This window comes from Streptomyces sp. NPDC092370 (assembly GCF_044755265.1).
In the GTDB taxonomy this organism is placed as follows: Bacteria; Actinomycetota; Actinomycetes; order Streptomycetales; family Streptomycetaceae; genus Streptomyces.
On record NZ_JBIVQO010000001.1, the window covers coordinates 147609 to 162826 of the forward strand.

13 protein-coding genes are annotated in these 15218 nt (G+C 71.4%); 9 read left to right on the forward strand and 4 right to left on the reverse strand.

The window, feature by feature from the left end:
• Positions 1 to 27: 27 nt before the first annotated feature.
• The gene (locus ACIQHQ_RS00650) at positions 28 to 348 is read left to right on the forward strand and encodes a multidrug efflux SMR transporter (protein WP_053669887.1); all 321 of its coding nucleotides are present in this window, start codon (positions 28 to 30) and stop codon (positions 346 to 348) included.
• A 13-nt stretch (positions 349 to 361) separates the two neighbouring features.
• On the opposite strand, the gene ACIQHQ_RS00655 is transcribed toward ACIQHQ_RS00650, so the two are convergent.
• Positions 362 to 2770 carry a transglycosylase domain-containing protein gene (locus ACIQHQ_RS00655; RefSeq protein ID WP_402608682.1) on the reverse strand — a complete coding sequence of 803 codons (2409 nt, stop codon included), beginning with the start codon at positions 2768 to 2770 and terminating at the stop codon, positions 362 to 364.
• Positions 2771 to 3246: 476 nt separating this feature from the next.
• Between ACIQHQ_RS00655 and ACIQHQ_RS00660 the strand changes: the two genes are divergently transcribed.
• Genes ACIQHQ_RS00660 through ACIQHQ_RS00675 form a run of 4 tightly spaced genes read left to right on the forward strand, consistent with a single transcriptional unit; the run spans position 3247 to position 6611 of the window.
• The gene (locus ACIQHQ_RS00660) at positions 3247 to 4047 is read left to right on the forward strand and encodes an ABC transporter permease (RefSeq protein ID WP_402610586.1); all 801 of its coding nucleotides are present in this window, start codon (positions 3247 to 3249) and stop codon (positions 4045 to 4047) included.
• Positions 4040 to 4861, forward strand: a complete 822-nt coding sequence (locus tag ACIQHQ_RS00665) for an ABC transporter permease (protein WP_402608684.1) — start codon at positions 4040 to 4042, stop codon at positions 4859 to 4861. Before ACIQHQ_RS00660 ends, ACIQHQ_RS00665 begins: the two co-directional genes overlap by 8 nt.
• Position 4862: 1 nt before the next feature.
• Entirely contained in the window at positions 4863 to 5864 is a 1002-nt protein-coding gene (locus ACIQHQ_RS00670; protein ID WP_402608686.1) for an ATP-binding cassette domain-containing protein, read from the forward strand.
• Positions 5865 to 5882: 18 nt separating this feature from the next.
• Entirely contained in the window at positions 5883 to 6611 is a 729-nt protein-coding gene (locus tag ACIQHQ_RS00675; RefSeq protein ID WP_402608688.1) for a DUF1707 domain-containing protein, read from the forward strand.
• Between the two features lie 226 nt (positions 6612 to 6837).
• Here ACIQHQ_RS00675 and ACIQHQ_RS00680 read toward each other — a convergent pair whose 3' ends face one another.
• Entirely contained in the window at positions 6838 to 8172 is a 1335-nt protein-coding gene (locus ACIQHQ_RS00680) for an SGNH/GDSL hydrolase family protein (RefSeq protein WP_402608690.1), read from the reverse strand.
• A 194-nt stretch (positions 8173 to 8366) separates the two neighbouring features.
• Here ACIQHQ_RS00680 and ACIQHQ_RS00685 point away from each other — a divergent pair, with 194 nt between their 5' ends.
• Both ACIQHQ_RS00685 and ACIQHQ_RS00690 read left to right on the forward strand, forming a co-directional pair.
• The gene (locus tag ACIQHQ_RS00685) at positions 8367 to 9710 is read left to right on the forward strand and encodes a DUF445 domain-containing protein (protein ID WP_402608692.1); all 1344 of its coding nucleotides are present in this window, start codon (positions 8367 to 8369) and stop codon (positions 9708 to 9710) included.
• 74 nt (positions 9711 to 9784) lie between these two features.
• Positions 9785 to 11266 (forward strand): MFS transporter, encoded by a 1482-nt coding sequence (locus ACIQHQ_RS00690; protein ID WP_402608694.1) that lies wholly within the window; start codon positions 9785 to 9787, stop codon positions 11264 to 11266.
• A gap of 603 nt (positions 11267 to 11869) precedes the next feature.
• On the opposite strand, the gene ACIQHQ_RS00695 is transcribed toward ACIQHQ_RS00690, so the two are convergent.
• Positions 11870 to 13294 carry an alginate lyase family protein gene (locus tag ACIQHQ_RS00695; protein ID WP_402608696.1) on the reverse strand — a complete coding sequence of 475 codons (1425 nt, stop codon included), beginning with the start codon at positions 13292 to 13294 and terminating at the stop codon, positions 11870 to 11872.
• Positions 13295 to 13598: 304 nt separating this feature from the next.
• Positions 13599 to 13907: a hypothetical protein gene (locus ACIQHQ_RS00700; RefSeq protein WP_402608698.1), complete on the reverse strand. Its 309-nt coding sequence runs from the start codon at positions 13905 to 13907 to the stop codon at positions 13599 to 13601.
• A gap of 222 nt (positions 13908 to 14129) precedes the next feature.
• Between ACIQHQ_RS00700 and ACIQHQ_RS00705 the strand changes: the two genes are divergently transcribed.
• Both ACIQHQ_RS00705 and ACIQHQ_RS00710 read left to right on the forward strand, forming a co-directional pair.
• Entirely contained in the window at positions 14130 to 14552 is a 423-nt protein-coding gene (locus tag ACIQHQ_RS00705; protein WP_402608700.1) for an Hsp20/alpha crystallin family protein, read from the forward strand.
• Between the two features lie 114 nt (positions 14553 to 14666).
• A complete protein-coding gene (locus ACIQHQ_RS00710) occupies positions 14667 to 15125 on the forward strand; it encodes a DUF2267 domain-containing protein (RefSeq protein ID WP_402608702.1) in 459 nt (152 codons plus the stop codon).
• Positions 15126 to 15218 lie beyond the last annotated feature (93 nt).

A 15218-nucleotide genomic window follows, 5' to 3' on the forward strand; every position in this document is an offset into this window, starting at 1 on the left:
TCAGCCCGTTTCCCGGAGGTGCCCGTCATGGCCTGGGTTCTGCTCGTCGTCGCCGGTCTGCTGGAGGTGGGCTGGTCCGTCGGTATGAAGTACACCGACGGGTTCACGCGCCCGCTGCCCAGTGTGCTGACGGGCGCCGGCATCGTCGCCAGCATGCTGCTGCTGTCGCAGGCCGCCAGGACCCTGCCGATCGGTACCGCCTACGGCGTGTGGGTGGGGATCGGTGCGGCCGGGGCGGCGGTGTTCGGCATGGCGGTGCTGGGTGAGCCGGCGACCGCCGCCCGGATCTTCTTCGTGTGTCTGCTGCTGGTCGCCGTGGTGGGGCTGAAGGCGACCAGCGGTCACTGATCCGCTCGCGTGTCTACTCGCGGCGGGCGCCCTGCGGGACGACGCCCCGGCCTGGGCCGGTCGGGCCGCCCGTCGCGCCGCCGTCGCTCGCGTCGCCGCCGCCCTCCGTCGTCCCGCCGTCGGTGGTGCCGCCGGTGGTCGTGCCGCCGTCGGTGGTGCCGCCGTCCGCGGTGCCGCCGCCGGTGGGGGACTCGCCGCCGGTGCCGCCGTCGGTGGTGCCGCCGTCGGTCTGGCCCTCGGTCTGGCCCTCGGGGGCGCTGGGTGTCTGGCCGGGCGTCTCGGTGCCGGTGTCCTCCCCGCCGGTGGTCGTGCCGCCGTCGGTGGTGCCGCCGGTGGTGGGGTCGGCCGGGGCGTCGCTGCTGGGGGCCTGCGAGAGGTTTGCGCCGGGCTGGAGCCTGAGGTCGAATTCCTTGGCGGGCTTGCCCTTGAGGGCGTCCTGGGTGAACTGCGTCCAGATCTCGGCCGGTGCGCCACCGCCGTTGATGCGCGGCAGGCCCATGGCGCCGTAGAGCGACTTGTGGGCGGCGGTGACGGGGTCCTGGCCCATGACGGAGACGACGGTGGCGAGGTCGGGGGTGTAGCCCGCGAACCAGGCCGCCGTGTCCTCCTCGGCGGTGCCGGTCTTGCCGGCGACGGGGCGGCCCGCGGCCTGGGCGGCGGAGGCCGTGCCGTTCTGGACGACGCTCTGCAGCATGGAGGTGGTGGTGTCGGCGGCCTCGCGGCTCACGGCCTGGCGGGTGCGCCGCTCGGGCAGCTCGACGGGCGTGCCCTCCTTGGTGACCTTCTCGACCATCGTGTAGGTGCCGTGCCGGCCGTGGTTGGCGAGCGTGGCGTAGGCCTCCGCCATGTCGAGGACGCTGGCGGTGGCGGTGCCGAGCGCGATGGCGGGGCCGTCGGCGAGGTCGGGGGTGGTCTCCGGGACGCCCAGGTCGATCGCGGTCTGCTTGACCTTCGCGGGGCCGACGTCGGCGGCCATCTGCGCGTACACCGAGTTCACGGAACTGTCGGTGGCCTCGGTGACGGTGATGTCGCCGTAGGAGTGCTGGTCCTCGTTCTCGGGGGCGTAGGGGTCGCCGGTCCAGCCCTGGACGGGGCGCTTGTTGGTGCCGTCGTAGATCGTGTTCGGGGTGATGACGCGGCCGTCCTGGGTCTCGGAGTGGTTCTCGACGGCCGAGGTGAACACGAACGGCTTGAAGGTGGAGCCGACCTGGAAGTCCCTGCGGGTGGCGTTGGGGGTGTACTGCTTGACGTAGTCGACGCCGTTGTACATCGCCACGACCTTGCCGGTCCTGGGGTCGACGGAGGCGCCGCCCGCGCGGACGTAGCGGTCCACCTTGTTGTTCTTCTTGTCGAGCTTGGACATCAGCTTGTCGTTGACGGCCTTCACGAACGCGTCCTGCTTGCCCTTCTGCAGGGTGGTCGTGATGCGGTAGCCGCCGGCGTCGAGCCGCCTCTCGTCGACGATCTTGTTCTGGACGAGGTAGTCCTTGACGATCCGGACGATGTAGCCGCGCTGTCCGGACATGCCGGTGGAGAGGGTGGACTCCTTCGGCATGGGGAACTTCATGCCGGTGCGCTCGGACGCGCTGAGCCAGCCCTTCTTGACCATGCCGTCCAGGACGTAGTTCCAGCGGGACTCGGCGGCCCCCCGGTTCTCGGGGTGGGCGACGACGTCGTACTGGCTGGGGGCGTTGACGAGCGCGGCGAGGTAGGCGGCGCGGGCCGGGTCGAGGTCCTTGGCGTCCTTGCCGTAGTAGGCCTGGGCGGCGGCCTGGATGCCGTAGGCGTTGCGGCCGAAGTAGCTGGTGTTGAGGTAGCCCTCGAGGATGTGGTCCTTGCTCACCTCGCGGTCCAGCTTGATCGCGATGAAGAACTCCTTGGCCTTGCGCGTGACGGTCTGGTCCTGGCGCAGGTAGTAGTTCTTCACGTACTGCTGGGTGATCGTGGAGCCGGACTGCTTGCCCTTGCCGAGGGCGGTGTTCCAGGCGGCGCGGACCATGGCCTTGGGGTCGACGGCGGACTCGGTGTAGAAGTCGCGGTCCTCGGCGGCCAGGATGGCGTGCTGGGCGGCCTTGGAGATCTGAGGGAGGGCGACGTTCTCCCGGTTGACCTCGCCGTCGCGGGCGATCACGGAGCCGTCCGCGTAGAGGTAGACGTTGGCCTGCTTGGTGGCGAGCGCGTTGGCCGGGGGGATCTTCACGAGGGAGTAGCCCAGGAAGAAGCCGCCGATCAGCAGCAGCACCACGATGACGAAGCCGCCGAGCGTCATGCGCCAGGTGGGGAAGATCCGGCGCCAGCCGGTCCGCTTCGGTTTCCCGGCCGCCGTGGCCCCGGGCGTGCCCGCAGTGCCGTCGGCGTTCGCCTGCGGCTCTGTCGGTGCCCAGCCCGGATTCGGCTGCTGCGGCTGAGGCTCGTCACTCATGTCGTGCACGGACTCCTGTTTCGCGTCGTACGTCGTTCCCGTACGTCTCTGCTCGCTCTTGTGCCCCTGTGATGAAGACTGTCCCATCCATTGATCAGTTCCCTGATCGAGGGCCGGGCTGTGAGCCGTGGTGAGGCGGGTCGTGCGCGGGTGAGCGCGCGGGCGGGCACGGGGTGGACCGCGCTGTTCCGCACGTCGGCCCGCATCGCGATCTCGCCTGTGCGACCTTCGCCCGAAGGGGGACACGACCGTGGCTGGTGACGGCTCGTACGCTCCGTCCGGCCGGCACCGCCGCCACGCTGCTCGCCCTGGCCACGGGCGCCTCGGCCCGCGCGGACGCAACGGATCGTACCGTCTGGGCCGGTGCGCGCTCGCCTCGCGCCACCTTCGCGCTCCCTGAAATTGCGTGGCATGCCCGGTCAGGGGGCCACTAGGCTCCTGCGCTTCGGTGCCGTGCGGCGAGGAGGGCGGTGGATGTGGGCTCGGGACGGTTGTACGCGGCCGTCGCGGCGGGCGGTTTCCGGCGGTACGCGACGTATCGGGCGGCCACGGCGGCCGGGGTGTTCACCAACACGGTCTTCGGCGTCATCCTCGTCTACACGTATCTGGCGCTGTGGGACGAGAAGCCCCATCTCGGCGGGTACGACCAGGCGCAGGCCGTGACCTACGTGTGGCTGGGGCAGTGCCTCTACGCGACGCTGGCGATCCAGGGCGGGGGCGCGGAGAAGGACCTGATGGAGCGCATCCGCACCGGTGAGATCGCGGTCGATCTGTACCGGCCGGCGGATCTGCAGTTGTGGTGGCTGGCGGGTGATGTGGGGCGGGCGCTGTTCCAGATGCTGGGGCGGGGGGTGATCCCGTTCGTGTTCGGCGCGGTCTTCTTCCCGATGGCGCTCCCGACGGACGTCGCCCGGTGGGCTGCTTTCGCGGTGGCGCTGCTGCTGGCGACGGTCGTGAGCTTCGCGATCCGCTACCTGGCGGCCCTGAGCGTGTTCTGGCTGATGGACGGCATGGGCGTCAGCCAGGTTCTGATGGTGACGGGGGTCTTCTTCTCGGGCATGGTGCTGCCGTTGAACGCGTTCCCTGGTGTGCTCGGGGAGGTGGTGCGGGTGCTGCCGTGGGCGGCGCAGATCCAGATGCCGGCGGACGTGCTGATGGGGGAGACCGACCCGCTGCGGGCGTTCGCCTTCCAGGCGGCGTGGGCGGTGGCGCTGCTGGGGGTGGGGCGGCTGGTGCAGTCGGCCGCGACGCGGCGGGTGGTGGTGCAGGGTGGGTGAGCGCGGTGCCCTGGCCGAGGGGGCGCGGGCCTATCGGCTGATCGCCGGGATGTGGGTGCGGTCCAGCATGACCTACCGGACCTCCTTCGTCGTCACGGCGATCGGGAACCTGGCGGTGACCGGCCTGGACTTCGTGGGGATCCTGCTGATGTTCTCGCAGGTCGACTCGCTGGGCGGCTGGTCGCTGCCCGAAGTGGCGTTCTTGTACGGGCTGTCGGTGACGTCGTTCGGGATCGCCGATCTGGCGCTCGGTTCGATGGACGTGCTGGGCGCCCGGATGCGTGACGGCTCGTTCGACACGCTGCTGGTGCGGCCGGCGCCGGTGCTCGCCCAGGTCGGGGCCGACCGGTTCGCGCTGCGCCGGCTGGGCCGGATCGTCCAGGGCGCGGTGGTGCTGGGCTGGGCGCTGGTGTCGGTGGACGTCGACTGGAACGCGGCCAAGGTGCTGCTGGTGCCGGTGATGGTGGTCAGCGGCGCGGCGATCTTCTCGGCGGTGTTCGTGGGGGGTGCGGCCTTCCAGATCTACGCGCAGGACGCCGCCGAGGTGCAGAACGCCTTCACCTACGGCGGGACGACGCTGTTGCAGTATCCGCCGGCGGTGTTCGGCAAGGACCTGGTGCGGGGCGTGACCTTCATGGTGCCGCTGGCCTTCGTCAACTGGGTGCCCGCCTCCCATGTGCTGGGGCGGCCGTATCCGGTCGGGCTGCCCGGGTGGGCGGCCTTCGCCTCGCCGCTGGTGGCGGTGGTCTGCTGCGCACTGGCCGGGGTGGCGTGGCGTACGGGGCTTCGTTCGTACCGGAGTACGGGGAGTTGAGTTGACCGGGTCGGAAAGCGGGTTCATCGAACTCGACGGTGTGGAGAAGGTCTTCGAGGTGCGCAAGAAGACCGGCTTCATGAAGCGGGAGCGGCGGCAGGTGCGGGCGGTCGACTCGGTCTCCTTCGGCGTGGAGCGCGGCGAGATGGTCGGGTACATCGGGCCGAACGGCGCCGGCAAGTCCACCACGATCAAGATGCTGACCGGCATCCTCACCCCGAGCGCGGGCCGGCTCCGGGTGGCCGGGATCAACCCTTCCGAGGAGCGGACGCGCCTCGCGCACCGTATCGGCGTGGTGTTCGGGCAGCGTACGACGTTGTGGTGGGACCTGCCGCTGCGGGACTCCTACCGGCTGATGCACCGCATGTACCGGATTCCGGACGCCCGTTACCGGGAGAACCTCGGCCGTCTGGTCGAACTCCTCGATCTGGGCGACCTGCTGGACGTGCCGGTGCGGCAGCTCTCCCTGGGGCAGCGGATGCGCGGGGACGTCGTGGCGGCGCTGCTGCACGACCCGGAGGTCCTGTACCTGGACGAGCCGACGATCGGGCTGGACGTCGTGTCCAAGTCCAGAGTGCGGGAGTTCCTGCGGGAGTTGAACGCCGAGCGCGGTACGACGGTGCTGCTGACCACGCACGACCTCCAGGACATCGAGCAGTTGTGCAAGCGGGTGATGGTCATCGACCACGGGCGTCTGATGTACGACGGTCCGCTCGCCGGGCTGCACGAGGCGGGGGAGAGCGAGCGGATCCTGGTGGTGGACCTGGAGCGGGAACTGCCGCCGATCGAGGCACCGGCGCCCGCGCGGGTGGTCCGTGTGGACGGGCCGCGGCAGTGGCTGGCGTTCCCGGCGGGGGCGTCGGCGGCGCCGCTCGTGGCGCGGATCGCGGCCGACCACCCGCTGGTGGACCTGTCGGTGCGGGAACCGGACATCGAGGCGGTGATCGCGAAGATGTACGCGGACCGGGCCGAGCGGGCGATCTCGTGGCCCCCGGCGGGGTGAACTCGTAATCTGCTGTGTATGACCGACGACGCAGTCCCGGACCTCCGCGCCTCCGACGCCGACCGTGACCGGGTCGCCGGCATCCTGCGGGACGCCGTCGCGGAGGGACGCCTCGACATGGAGGAGTTCGAGGAGCGGCTGGAGGCCACGTACAAGGCGCGGACGTACGGGGAGCTGGCCCCCCTCACACGGGATCTGCCGGCCGGGGGCGTCACGGTGCCGGTGGTGTCCCTGACGAAGGACCCGGCCGCCGGCCCGGAGTGGTCCGGGCGGATCGTCGGTGGCGAGGGGTCCTCGAACCGGGCCGTCGCCGTGATGTCCGGCTTCCAGCGCAAGGGGCGCTGGACGGTGCCCCGGCGGTTCACCTGCTTCGTCCTCTGTGGCGGCGGGGAGGTCGATCTGCGGGAGGCGAACTTCGCGGACCGCGAGGTCGAGATCAACGCGATCGCGCTCATGGGCGGGGTGGATGTGATCGTGCCGCCCGGGGTCGAGGTCGTCGTCCGCGGCATCGGCATCATGGGCGGCTTCGACCACCGCGAGGAGGGCGTGCCGGGGGAGCCGGGCGCGCCGCGGGTGGTCGTGACCGGGTTCGCGCTGTGGGGCGGCGTCGGGGTCCAGCGGAAGCTGACCCGGGCGGAGAAGCTGCGGGTCCGGGAGGAGCGGCGCCAGGAGAGGCTGGAGCGCCGGGCGGGGCGGCGGGGGGAGTTGGACGAGCCGCGTCGGCGCAGGGCGCACGGGGAGCACTGAGCGCCGGCAGCAGTGTGCCCGCCGCCTGCGGGCAGGCGACGGGCACGGGGCGGGACGGGGGCGGGGCTACAGCTCCGCCGGCGCAAGCCGGAGCGCCGGGCGGGCGGCGGGAGTTGGGCGAGCCGCGGCGCGTCGGCGCAGGGCGCACGGGGAGCACTGAGCGCCGGCAGCAGTGTGCCCGCCGCCTGCGGGCAGGCGACGGGCACGGGGCGGGACGGGGGCGGGGCTACAGCTCCGCCGGCGCCGACCCCTTCAGCATCTCCAGGTCGAAGGACTCCGCCATCCGCGTGTACCCCTTGTCGCTGGGGTGGAGATGGTCCCCCGAGTCGTAGTCGGTGCGCAGCCGCCGCGGGTCGTACGGATCGCGCAGCGCCTGGTCGAAGTCGGCCACGGCGTCGTACACCCGCCCGGCGCGGATCTCCGCGTTGATCGTCTGGCGTACCGCCTCACGCGCGTCGGTGTATCCGCGGTGCCCGTGGAACGGCATCAGGGTCGCCCCGACCACCTTCACTCCGCGCGCGTGTGCCTGCCCCACCAGAGTGCGCAGCCCGTCGAGGATCGCGTCCGGGTCGGCGAGGCGCGGGTTGCGCAGGATGTCGTTCACACCGAGGTCGATCACGACGACCTTCACGTTCGTCCGCTCCAGCACGTCCCGCTGGAAGCGGTTCAGGGCGCTGGGGTTGTCCGCGGGGCGGCCGAGGCCGTCGGTGAGGACCCGGTTGCCGCTGATGCCCTGGTTGACGACGCTGTAGCGGGGCAGGTCCCGCCCGGCCGCGATCTGAGCGCGCAGCCGGTCGGAGAGCACGTCGGTCCACCGGTTGTTGGCGCCCGAGGTGGAGGTGATGCCGTCGGTCAGCGAGTCGCCGAGCGCCACGATCGTGCCGTCGGACTCGTTGCTCAGCACGTCCAGCGCGGTCAGGTAGCGCCAGTGGACGCTCCGCTCGGTGTACGGCGTGCCCGTCGCGTCCTGCGCGTGGTCGCCCTGGGCGACGTAGGAGGTCTGGCGGGCGTGCCGGTGGTACGTCACCGGGCCGGAGCTGGTCGGCGTGTAGGTGGTGATCAGGACGTCGGTGTCGTGCGGGACGGCGATCCGGACCGCGTCGCTCATCACCTGCCGGCCGGGCGGGACGACGACCGTCGGTCCGCCGCCGAAGGTCAGCTGCCGCATGGTGTCCGCGAGTGCCGCGGCCGTGCCGCTGCCCGCGGAGACGGCGATCGTGGCCCGCGTGATGTTCAGCGGCGACTGGCCGTAGAGATTGGACAGCGTCACGCGGGCACCCGTACCGCCGACGCTGGTGTGGACGACGTTGCGCACCGACCGGTCCGCCATGCCCGTCGTCTCGGTGCCGGGTTCGGCGGCGGCCGGGGACGTGGACCAGGTGCTGACCCAGGTGCCGGTGGAGGCCGGGGCGGCCGAGTTGTGCGGGACCCGGCCTTCGCCGAGGGTGTTCTGGTCGCGTGTGCCGTTGTCGGACGCCACTCCGACGTACAGGGCGGTGGAAAGGGCCATGATCGCTGCGACGATCACACCCAGGAGGGCGTAACCACGTCCTCGGGTCATGCTGTGTTGTTCTCCTCGGGCGATGGGAGCCCAAGGCTCCGATCTGATGTGCCCATGATGCGTCATGGGCCGGGGGGAGCTCACAGGACCCCGTGACAATGCCCCCTCCCGACAGACGCCGGGAACTCCTGTTTCGTTCCAGGAGTCGGTCAGGAAGGGACAATGTGTGCGGGATCACCAAGCGGGTGGAGCGGATGAATCGAACGAAAGCAGAACAAAAGGGCGACGGTGTCGGAGGGCAGCATGCCCGGCCCGGTGCCGCCGTGAACCGTGCGATGACGACCTTCAGCCCGGCGGACGAGGAGAAACAGCGCGGCGTGCGGCAGATGAAGCTCACCGCCACCGGGCTGCTGTTGTTCGTGGCCGTGGTCTACGTCCTCGCCAAGTGGGCGCAGAACTCCGGCGCCGGCCCCTGGGCGGGCTATGTCGCCGCGGCCTCCGAGGCGGGCATGGTCGGCGCGCTCGCCGACTGGTTCGCCGTCACCGCCCTCTTCCGGCACCCCCTCGGCATCCCCATCCCGCACACCGCGATCATCCCCACCAAGAAGGACCAGCTCGGTGTCTCCCTGGGCGAGTTCGTCGGCGAGAACTTCCTCTCCCAGGACGTCGTGCGACAGCGGCTGCGCACCGTCGGCATCGGCAGCCGCCTCGGCGCCTGGCTCGCGGTCCCCGAACACGCCGACCGGGTCACCGCCGAGCTGTCCACCGCCCTGCGCGGCGCCCTGACGGTCCTGCGCGACTCCGACGTCCAGGCCGTGGTCGGCGAGGCCATCACCCGCCGGGCCAATGCCCAGGAGATCGGGCCCGGCATCGGCAAGATGCTGGAGAAGGTCGTCGCCGACGGCGGCCACAAACGGGTCGTCGACCTCGTCGTCAACCGCGCCCACGACTGGCTGGTGCTGCACCGCGAGGAGGTGATGGACGCCGTGGAGGGCGGCGCCCCAGGCTGGACGCCGAAGTTCGTCGACCGCAAGGTCGGCGAGCGGGTCTACCGGGAGCTGCTGCGCTTCACCACCGAGATGCGCGACATGCCCGGCCACCCCGCGCGCGGCGCCCTCGACCGCTTCCTCACCGACTTCGCCTCCGACCTCCAGTCCGACACCGACACCCGCGCCCGCGTCGAGCGGCTCAAGGGCGAGGTGCTGGGCCGCGGCGAGGTCCAGGACCTCATCGCCAGCGCCTGGACGGCCGTACGATCCATGGTCGTCGCTGCGGCGGAGGACGAGCGCAGCGAACTGCGGCTGCGGGTACGCGCCTCACTGCTCTCGCTCGGCTCCCGGATGGCGGCCGAGCGCAAGGTGCAGGACAAGGTCGACCAGTGGGTGGAGGACGCGGCCGTCTATGTCGTCACCACCTACCGCAAGGAGATCACCTCCCTGATCACCGACACCGTGGCGAGCTGGGACGCCGAGCACACCACACGGAAGATCGAGGCCAACATCGGCCGCGACCTGCAGTTCATCCGCATCAACGGCACGGTGGTCGGCTCACTGGCCGGCCTGCTCATCTACACGGTGTCGCACGCGCTCGGGGCGTGAGGAAACCAGCCCAGGGCGTAAGGGAAATCGCTCAGGGCACTAGAACCGGGTTCCGCTCGACGAGGAGGGAGCCCATGGGCACCGCGCAGGCCGAAAGAGGCCGAACCATCACCACCGACATCCCCGCCCGCCTCGACCGCCTCCCGTGGTCGCGCTGGCACTGGACGATCGTGTTCGGCCTCGGCACCGTGTGGATTCTCGACGGACTCGAAGTCACCGTCGTGGGCAACATCGCCGGCCGCCTGTCGGAACCGGGCAGCGGCCTGCCCATCACGTCCAGCGAGGTCACCGGCATGGCGGCCGCCCTGTACGTGGCGGGCGCCTGCCTGGGCGCCCTGTTCTGGGGCCGCCTGACCGACAAATGGGGGCGCAAAAAACTCTTCATGATCACCCTCGCGGTGTATCTGGGGGCCACCGCCCTCACCGCCATCGCCTTCGACACCTGGTGGTTCTTCCTCTTCCGCTTCCTCACCGGCTTCGGCATCGGCGGCGAGTACGCGGCGATCAACTCCGCGATCGACGAGCTGATCCCCAAGGAGTACCGCGGCCGCGTCGACCTGATGATCAACGGCAGCTTCTGGCTCGGCGCCGTCTTCGGCTCGCTGCTGTCGATCGTCGCGCTGGACACGGACATCTTCGCGGCGAACGTCGGCTGGCGCCTCACCTTCGCGCTCGGCGCGGTCCTCGCCCTGGTGATCCTCCTCGTGCGCCGGCACGTCCCGGAAAGCCCCCGCTGGCTGCTGATCCACGGCCGCGACGACGAGGCCGAACGCATCGTCTCCTCCATCGAGCGCACGATCGAGGAAGAGCGGACCGAACCGCTGCCGCGCCCCGAGGGTGAGATCACCATCCACCAGCGCCGCAGCGTCTCCTTCCTGGAGATCGGCCGCACGGTCTTCTCCGACTACCGCAAGCGCGCCGTCCTCGGCTTCTCCCTCTTCATCGGCCAGGCGTTCCTCTACAACGCGATCACCTTCGGCTTCGGCGCGATCCTCACGAAGTTCTTCGACGTCCCGAGCGGCAACACCGGCTACTACTTCGCCGTCATCGCCATCGGCAACTTCTTCGGCCCGCTGCTCCTGGGCAAGCTCTTCGACACGGTCGGCCGCCGCATCATGATCTCCGGCACCTACATCCTGTCCGGCCTGCTCCTCTTCGGCACGGCCTGGCTCTTCGACCAGGGCTCGCTGAGCGCGGCCACCATGACGGCCTGCTGGTGCGCGGTCCTCTTCTTCGCCTCGGCAGGCGCCTCCAGCGCCTACCTGACGGTCTCCGAGGTCTTCCCGATGGAGACCCGGGCGATGTCGATCGCCTTCTTCTACGCCATCGGCACCGCGGCCGGCGGCATCAGCGGCCCGCTCCTCTTCGCCAAGCTCACGGAAACCGGTGTCGTCAGCGACACGGTCCTCGCCTTCTCGATCGGCGCGACGCTGATGTGCCTGGCGGGCCTGGTCGCGGCGCTCCTGGCGGTCAAGGCGGAACGCCGCTCCCTGGAGGACATCGCCAAGCCGCTGACGGCGACGGAAAAGAGCGCGAGCACCGTCAGCGGAGGGTAGGAGCCCGCGGATTCCCCGTGTCGCGGGCGCGTATCGCGAGCCTGTTGCGGGGGGTATGGAAAACCCCCACGCCCCCGCAACAGGTCCCCCTCTGCACTGGGGCCATGACGCCCCACGCATCCCTGCCGACACCACCCCGCCGCACGCGCGGGTGCGTGTTCCGCGGCCTGGTGCTCCTCGGCCCGGCGGCCGCCGTGTTCGCCCTACGGCGGCCGCTCATGATGTCCGCCCCGACGCGCAGGACCGGGCGGTGCCGGTACGGCCCCCGCGGCGTCCGTGGCGCCCCGCCGCCGTCCGGACCTCCGGCACCGCACCCCGCACGCCCCGCGGCACCCACCGCTATCCGGCCCGCCCCCGTCGACGCAGCATCAGCAGCCCGCCGGCCACCGCGCTCACGCCCGCCGCCGCCACCCGCCCCGCCGCCGTCCGGACCTCCGGCACCGCACCCGGCACGCCCCGCGGCACCCACCGCTATCCGGCCCGCCCCCGTCGACGCAGCATCAGCAGCCCGCCGGCCACCGCGCTCACGCCCGCCGCCGCCACCCACCCCGCCGCCGTCCGGACCTCCGGCACCGCACCCGGCACGCCTCGCGCCGCCCGCCGCTATCCGGCCCGCCCCCGTCGACGCAGCATCAGCAGCCCGCCGGCCACCGCGCTCACGCCCGCCGCCGCCACCCACCCCGCCGCATCCCCGGTCCCGGTGGCGGCGAGGTCGTCGCGCGCCACCGGAGACGCAGTAGCCTGCGCCCGGACACCCCCACCGGCCGGACCCGAACCCGGATCCGAACCCGAACCCGAACCCGAACCCGGACCCGGATCCGAACCCGGCGTCTTCACCGCCGCCTCCTGGCGGTCCCGGCTGAACGCCAGTGTCCCGAACCCCAGCTGATCGAACCCCCCGCTGTTCGGCCCGTAGTCACCGCCCCCGCCCTCAGGCGCGGCCTTCGCCGCCGCCCGCGTGACGTACGACGCCGGCAACCCCCGCCGCTTGGTGTAGTGATGGGCGATCATCGCCCAGATGGGCCGGACCATCCCCGGGTCCACGCCCGCGACACCGGACGCGGTCTCACTGCCCGACCACCCCCCGATCGCCCCCTTCTTCCGCGTGTTCGCCGTGTACGGCACGTCCCCGCCCAGGCTCCACTTGGCCACGTACTGGGCGCCCTTGAGGAACCGGCTGTCGTCGTAGCCGTACAGATCGATCCCCTGGTTCCACGCCATCTCGCACACCGTGCCCATCAGCCCGACCCCCAGCAGCGCATGCCCCTGGTCGCGCCCGGCCTCGACCCACTCCCCGAGACCGTCCTCGTGCACCACGGGAATGGCGTGCTTCACCGACCCCATCCCGTCCCCGTGCTTGAAGTACTCCACGGCCCGTTCCACGACGGCGCGTTGATCGCAGAAGATCCCGGTCGCGAGCACACAGGCGATCGCCGCCAGATCCCAGTTGGGCCAGTAGTTGGTGACGACCGCGCCGTTGTGGCGGGTCAGGAAGTCGTCGCTGAGCGGATGGAACACGTTCAGCAGCAGATCCCGCGCCCGCCCGAGCTCGAAGTCCCCATGGTCCCGCACGAGTTCTGCGGCGTTCGCGAACTGGTACCCGTACAGCCCCGCCGCGAGGAACCGGTCCGCACTGCCCTCCAGCGCGGTCAGCTTCCCCGACCAGGCGTTGAGGATCGCCACGGCGGTGTCGGCGTGCGCCTCCTCGCCGCTGACGTGATAGCGCAGGGCGTTCTGGTAGGCGGCGTGGATGTCGTTGTAGAGGATCCGGTAGTTCTCGGGCGAACCCGACCCCCGGTACACGATCGCCTGCGGATTCGCCTGCCAGCCGCTCTGCGCGTGCCGGTTGGCGGTGAGCTTGGCGAACCCGGCGGCGTACGGTCTGGCACCCGCTCTCACCCCGGCCGCCATACGGTCCAGATCGGCACGGGTGTGCAGCAGCCCGGGGTGAACGAGAGGGGCGCCGGCAGCGCCGGCCGGGGTGGCGAGCGCGGTCGCACCGATAGCGATGCCCGCTGCCTTCAACATGCTCCGGCGGCTGATCTGTCGTGTCACGTCGTCGTACCTCAGCGTCGTAAGTCGCGTACCTGCGGGGGTCGGTGAGGAGACGGCCGGGCGGTGAAGGGGATAACAGAAACTTGCTATAGTTGATCTGCATCCGGTCGCCGGACTCCGGCAGACGGACGATGCGTTGGTGGTCCAAGGAAAGACGCCCCACTTCCTGTGGGGAGATGCAGGTGCAAGGCCTGCCCGGCGCTCTGACAAGAACCCCGGCCCTGGTTTCAGGGCCGGGGTTCTTTGCCGTAGGCACCGGCATCAGCCGGTCAGCCGGTCAGCCGCGCCGATCCGCCACCACCCACGACGCCAGCCCCACGGCCCCCGCCACCCCGAACACGGCGGGCCAGGCACCCACCTTCCTCGCCAGCGGATGAGACCCGGCGAAAGCGGCGACGTACGCGGCCGACAACGCCCCCGCGGCCACCCCACCGGCCTGCTGCCGCCACTGCCGCGCGGCCGCCACCCCGGCCGCGGCGAGCACGACCCCGCCGAGCGGCCGCTGCCTGGTCCAGCGGGCCACGCCGTACCCGCCCACGAGCCCGCTCGCCGCGACCACCGCACTGGGAACCCGAACCTTCGCCATACCTGCCTCCTGCGTACCGCGCCCTGCGCCGCGCCCTTCCTCCGGGCCCTGCTCGATCTTGAGGCTAACCCCCTCCCGGCGGGGCATCCGCGCCAGGGGCACAGCAGAGACCCTCCCTCAACCTGAGCCGGGGCTTGTCAACTTTCCTCCTCCGAGCTATATAAGAAGACGCAGACCGTAGGGCATCGCACCGACTGCACCCGAAGAGAGGAGTGACCAGTGATGCTCATGCGCACGGACCCCTTCCGTGAACTCGACCGGCTCACCCAGCAGGTCCTGGGCTCCGCCACCCGCCCGTCCGCGATGGCCATGGACGCCTACCGCTTCGAGGACGACTTCTTCGTCCACTTCGACCTCCCCGGCATCGACCCCGAGACGATCGAGCTGGACGTCGAGCGCAACGTCCTCAACGTGCGAGCCGAGCGCAGGTCCCCCGCCCCCGAGGGCGCGGAATCGCTGGTCGCCGAGCGTCCCACCGGCACCTTCACCCGCCAGCTCTTCCTCGGCGACACGCTCGACACGGAGCGCATCGACGCCTCGTACGAGGCGGGCGTCCTGACCCTGCGCATCCCGGTGGCCGAGCAGGCCAAGCCCCGCCGCATCCACATCACGGGCGGCGACACGCGCAAGCAGATCAGCGGCTGACCCCCGCGGCACCGCGGCAACCGCCCGTACACAGGTCGCGCCGCCGGCACGATCCCCCCGGCGGCGCGACACCCACCTCGCACCCACGCACACACCCGGAGGAAAACCCCACACATGAGCACGACGACGGTGCCCCGTGTGACGGCAAGAAGCGCCCCCCGCCTCGACGACGGCGACGGCTGGCCCCGGCTGATCGAAGCGGTCCGCGAGTCGGGCCTGTATCCCACCCGGTCGAAGGCGGAACAGGTCACCCGTACCGTCCTGGCCGCCCTCGGCACCCACGTCGTCGGCGACGAACGCGTCGACCTGGCCCGCGCCCTGCCCGGGGAGGCCGCCCGGCTGATCGCCTCCCAGGTCCCGGCCACGCACCGGCTGACGGCCGCCGAGTTCGTCGACTCGGTCGCGGCCCGGACACCGGCAGCCACCCCGGCCACGGCCCGCTGGGACGTCAGCTCGGTCCTCGGCGTACTGCCGTCCCTCATCGGCGACGACCTGGTCACCCGCATCCTGGCCCAACTCCCGGCGGGTTACGCCCTCCTGTTCGGCCGGGGTGACCTGACCCCGGCACCGTAGAACCCCAGGCTCCTGAAGCGCGCACGACGGTCGCCCCGCGACGCACAGGGAGCGGCCGTCGGCGCGGGCGCCCGAGCCGACGACAACGGGGGA

What these genes read in the sequence shown, in the direction of transcription:
- ACIQHQ_RS00650 (WP_053669887.1), top strand. Translation starts at nt 28, where the DNA reads ATGGCCTGGGTTCTGCTCGTCGTCGCCGGTCTGCTGGAGGTGGGCTGG.
- ACIQHQ_RS00655 (WP_402608682.1), bottom strand. Translation starts at nt 2,770, where the DNA reads ATGAGTGACGAGCCTCAGCCGCAGCAGCCGAATCCGGGCTGGGCACCG.
- ACIQHQ_RS00675 (WP_402608688.1), top strand. Translation starts at nt 5,883, where the DNA reads ATGACCGACGACGCAGTCCCGGACCTCCGCGCCTCCGACGCCGACCGT.
- ACIQHQ_RS00680 (WP_402608690.1), bottom strand. Translation starts at nt 8,172, where the DNA reads ATGACCCGAGGACGTGGTTACGCCCTCCTGGGTGTGATCGTCGCAGCG.
- ACIQHQ_RS00685 (WP_402608692.1), top strand. Translation starts at nt 8,367, where the DNA reads ATGAATCGAACGAAAGCAGAACAAAAGGGCGACGGTGTCGGAGGGCAG.
- ACIQHQ_RS00690 (WP_402608694.1), top strand. Translation starts at nt 9,785, where the DNA reads ATGGGCACCGCGCAGGCCGAAAGAGGCCGAACCATCACCACCGACATC.
- ACIQHQ_RS00695 (WP_402608696.1), bottom strand. Translation starts at nt 13,294, where the DNA reads ATGTTGAAGGCAGCGGGCATCGCTATCGGTGCGACCGCGCTCGCCACC.
- ACIQHQ_RS00700 (WP_402608698.1), bottom strand. Translation starts at nt 13,907, where the DNA reads ATGGCGAAGGTTCGGGTTCCCAGTGCGGTGGTCGCGGCGAGCGGGCTC.
- ACIQHQ_RS00705 (WP_402608700.1), top strand. Translation starts at nt 14,130, where the DNA reads ATGCTCATGCGCACGGACCCCTTCCGTGAACTCGACCGGCTCACCCAG.
- ACIQHQ_RS00710 (WP_402608702.1), top strand. Translation starts at nt 14,667, where the DNA reads ATGAGCACGACGACGGTGCCCCGTGTGACGGCAAGAAGCGCCCCCCGC.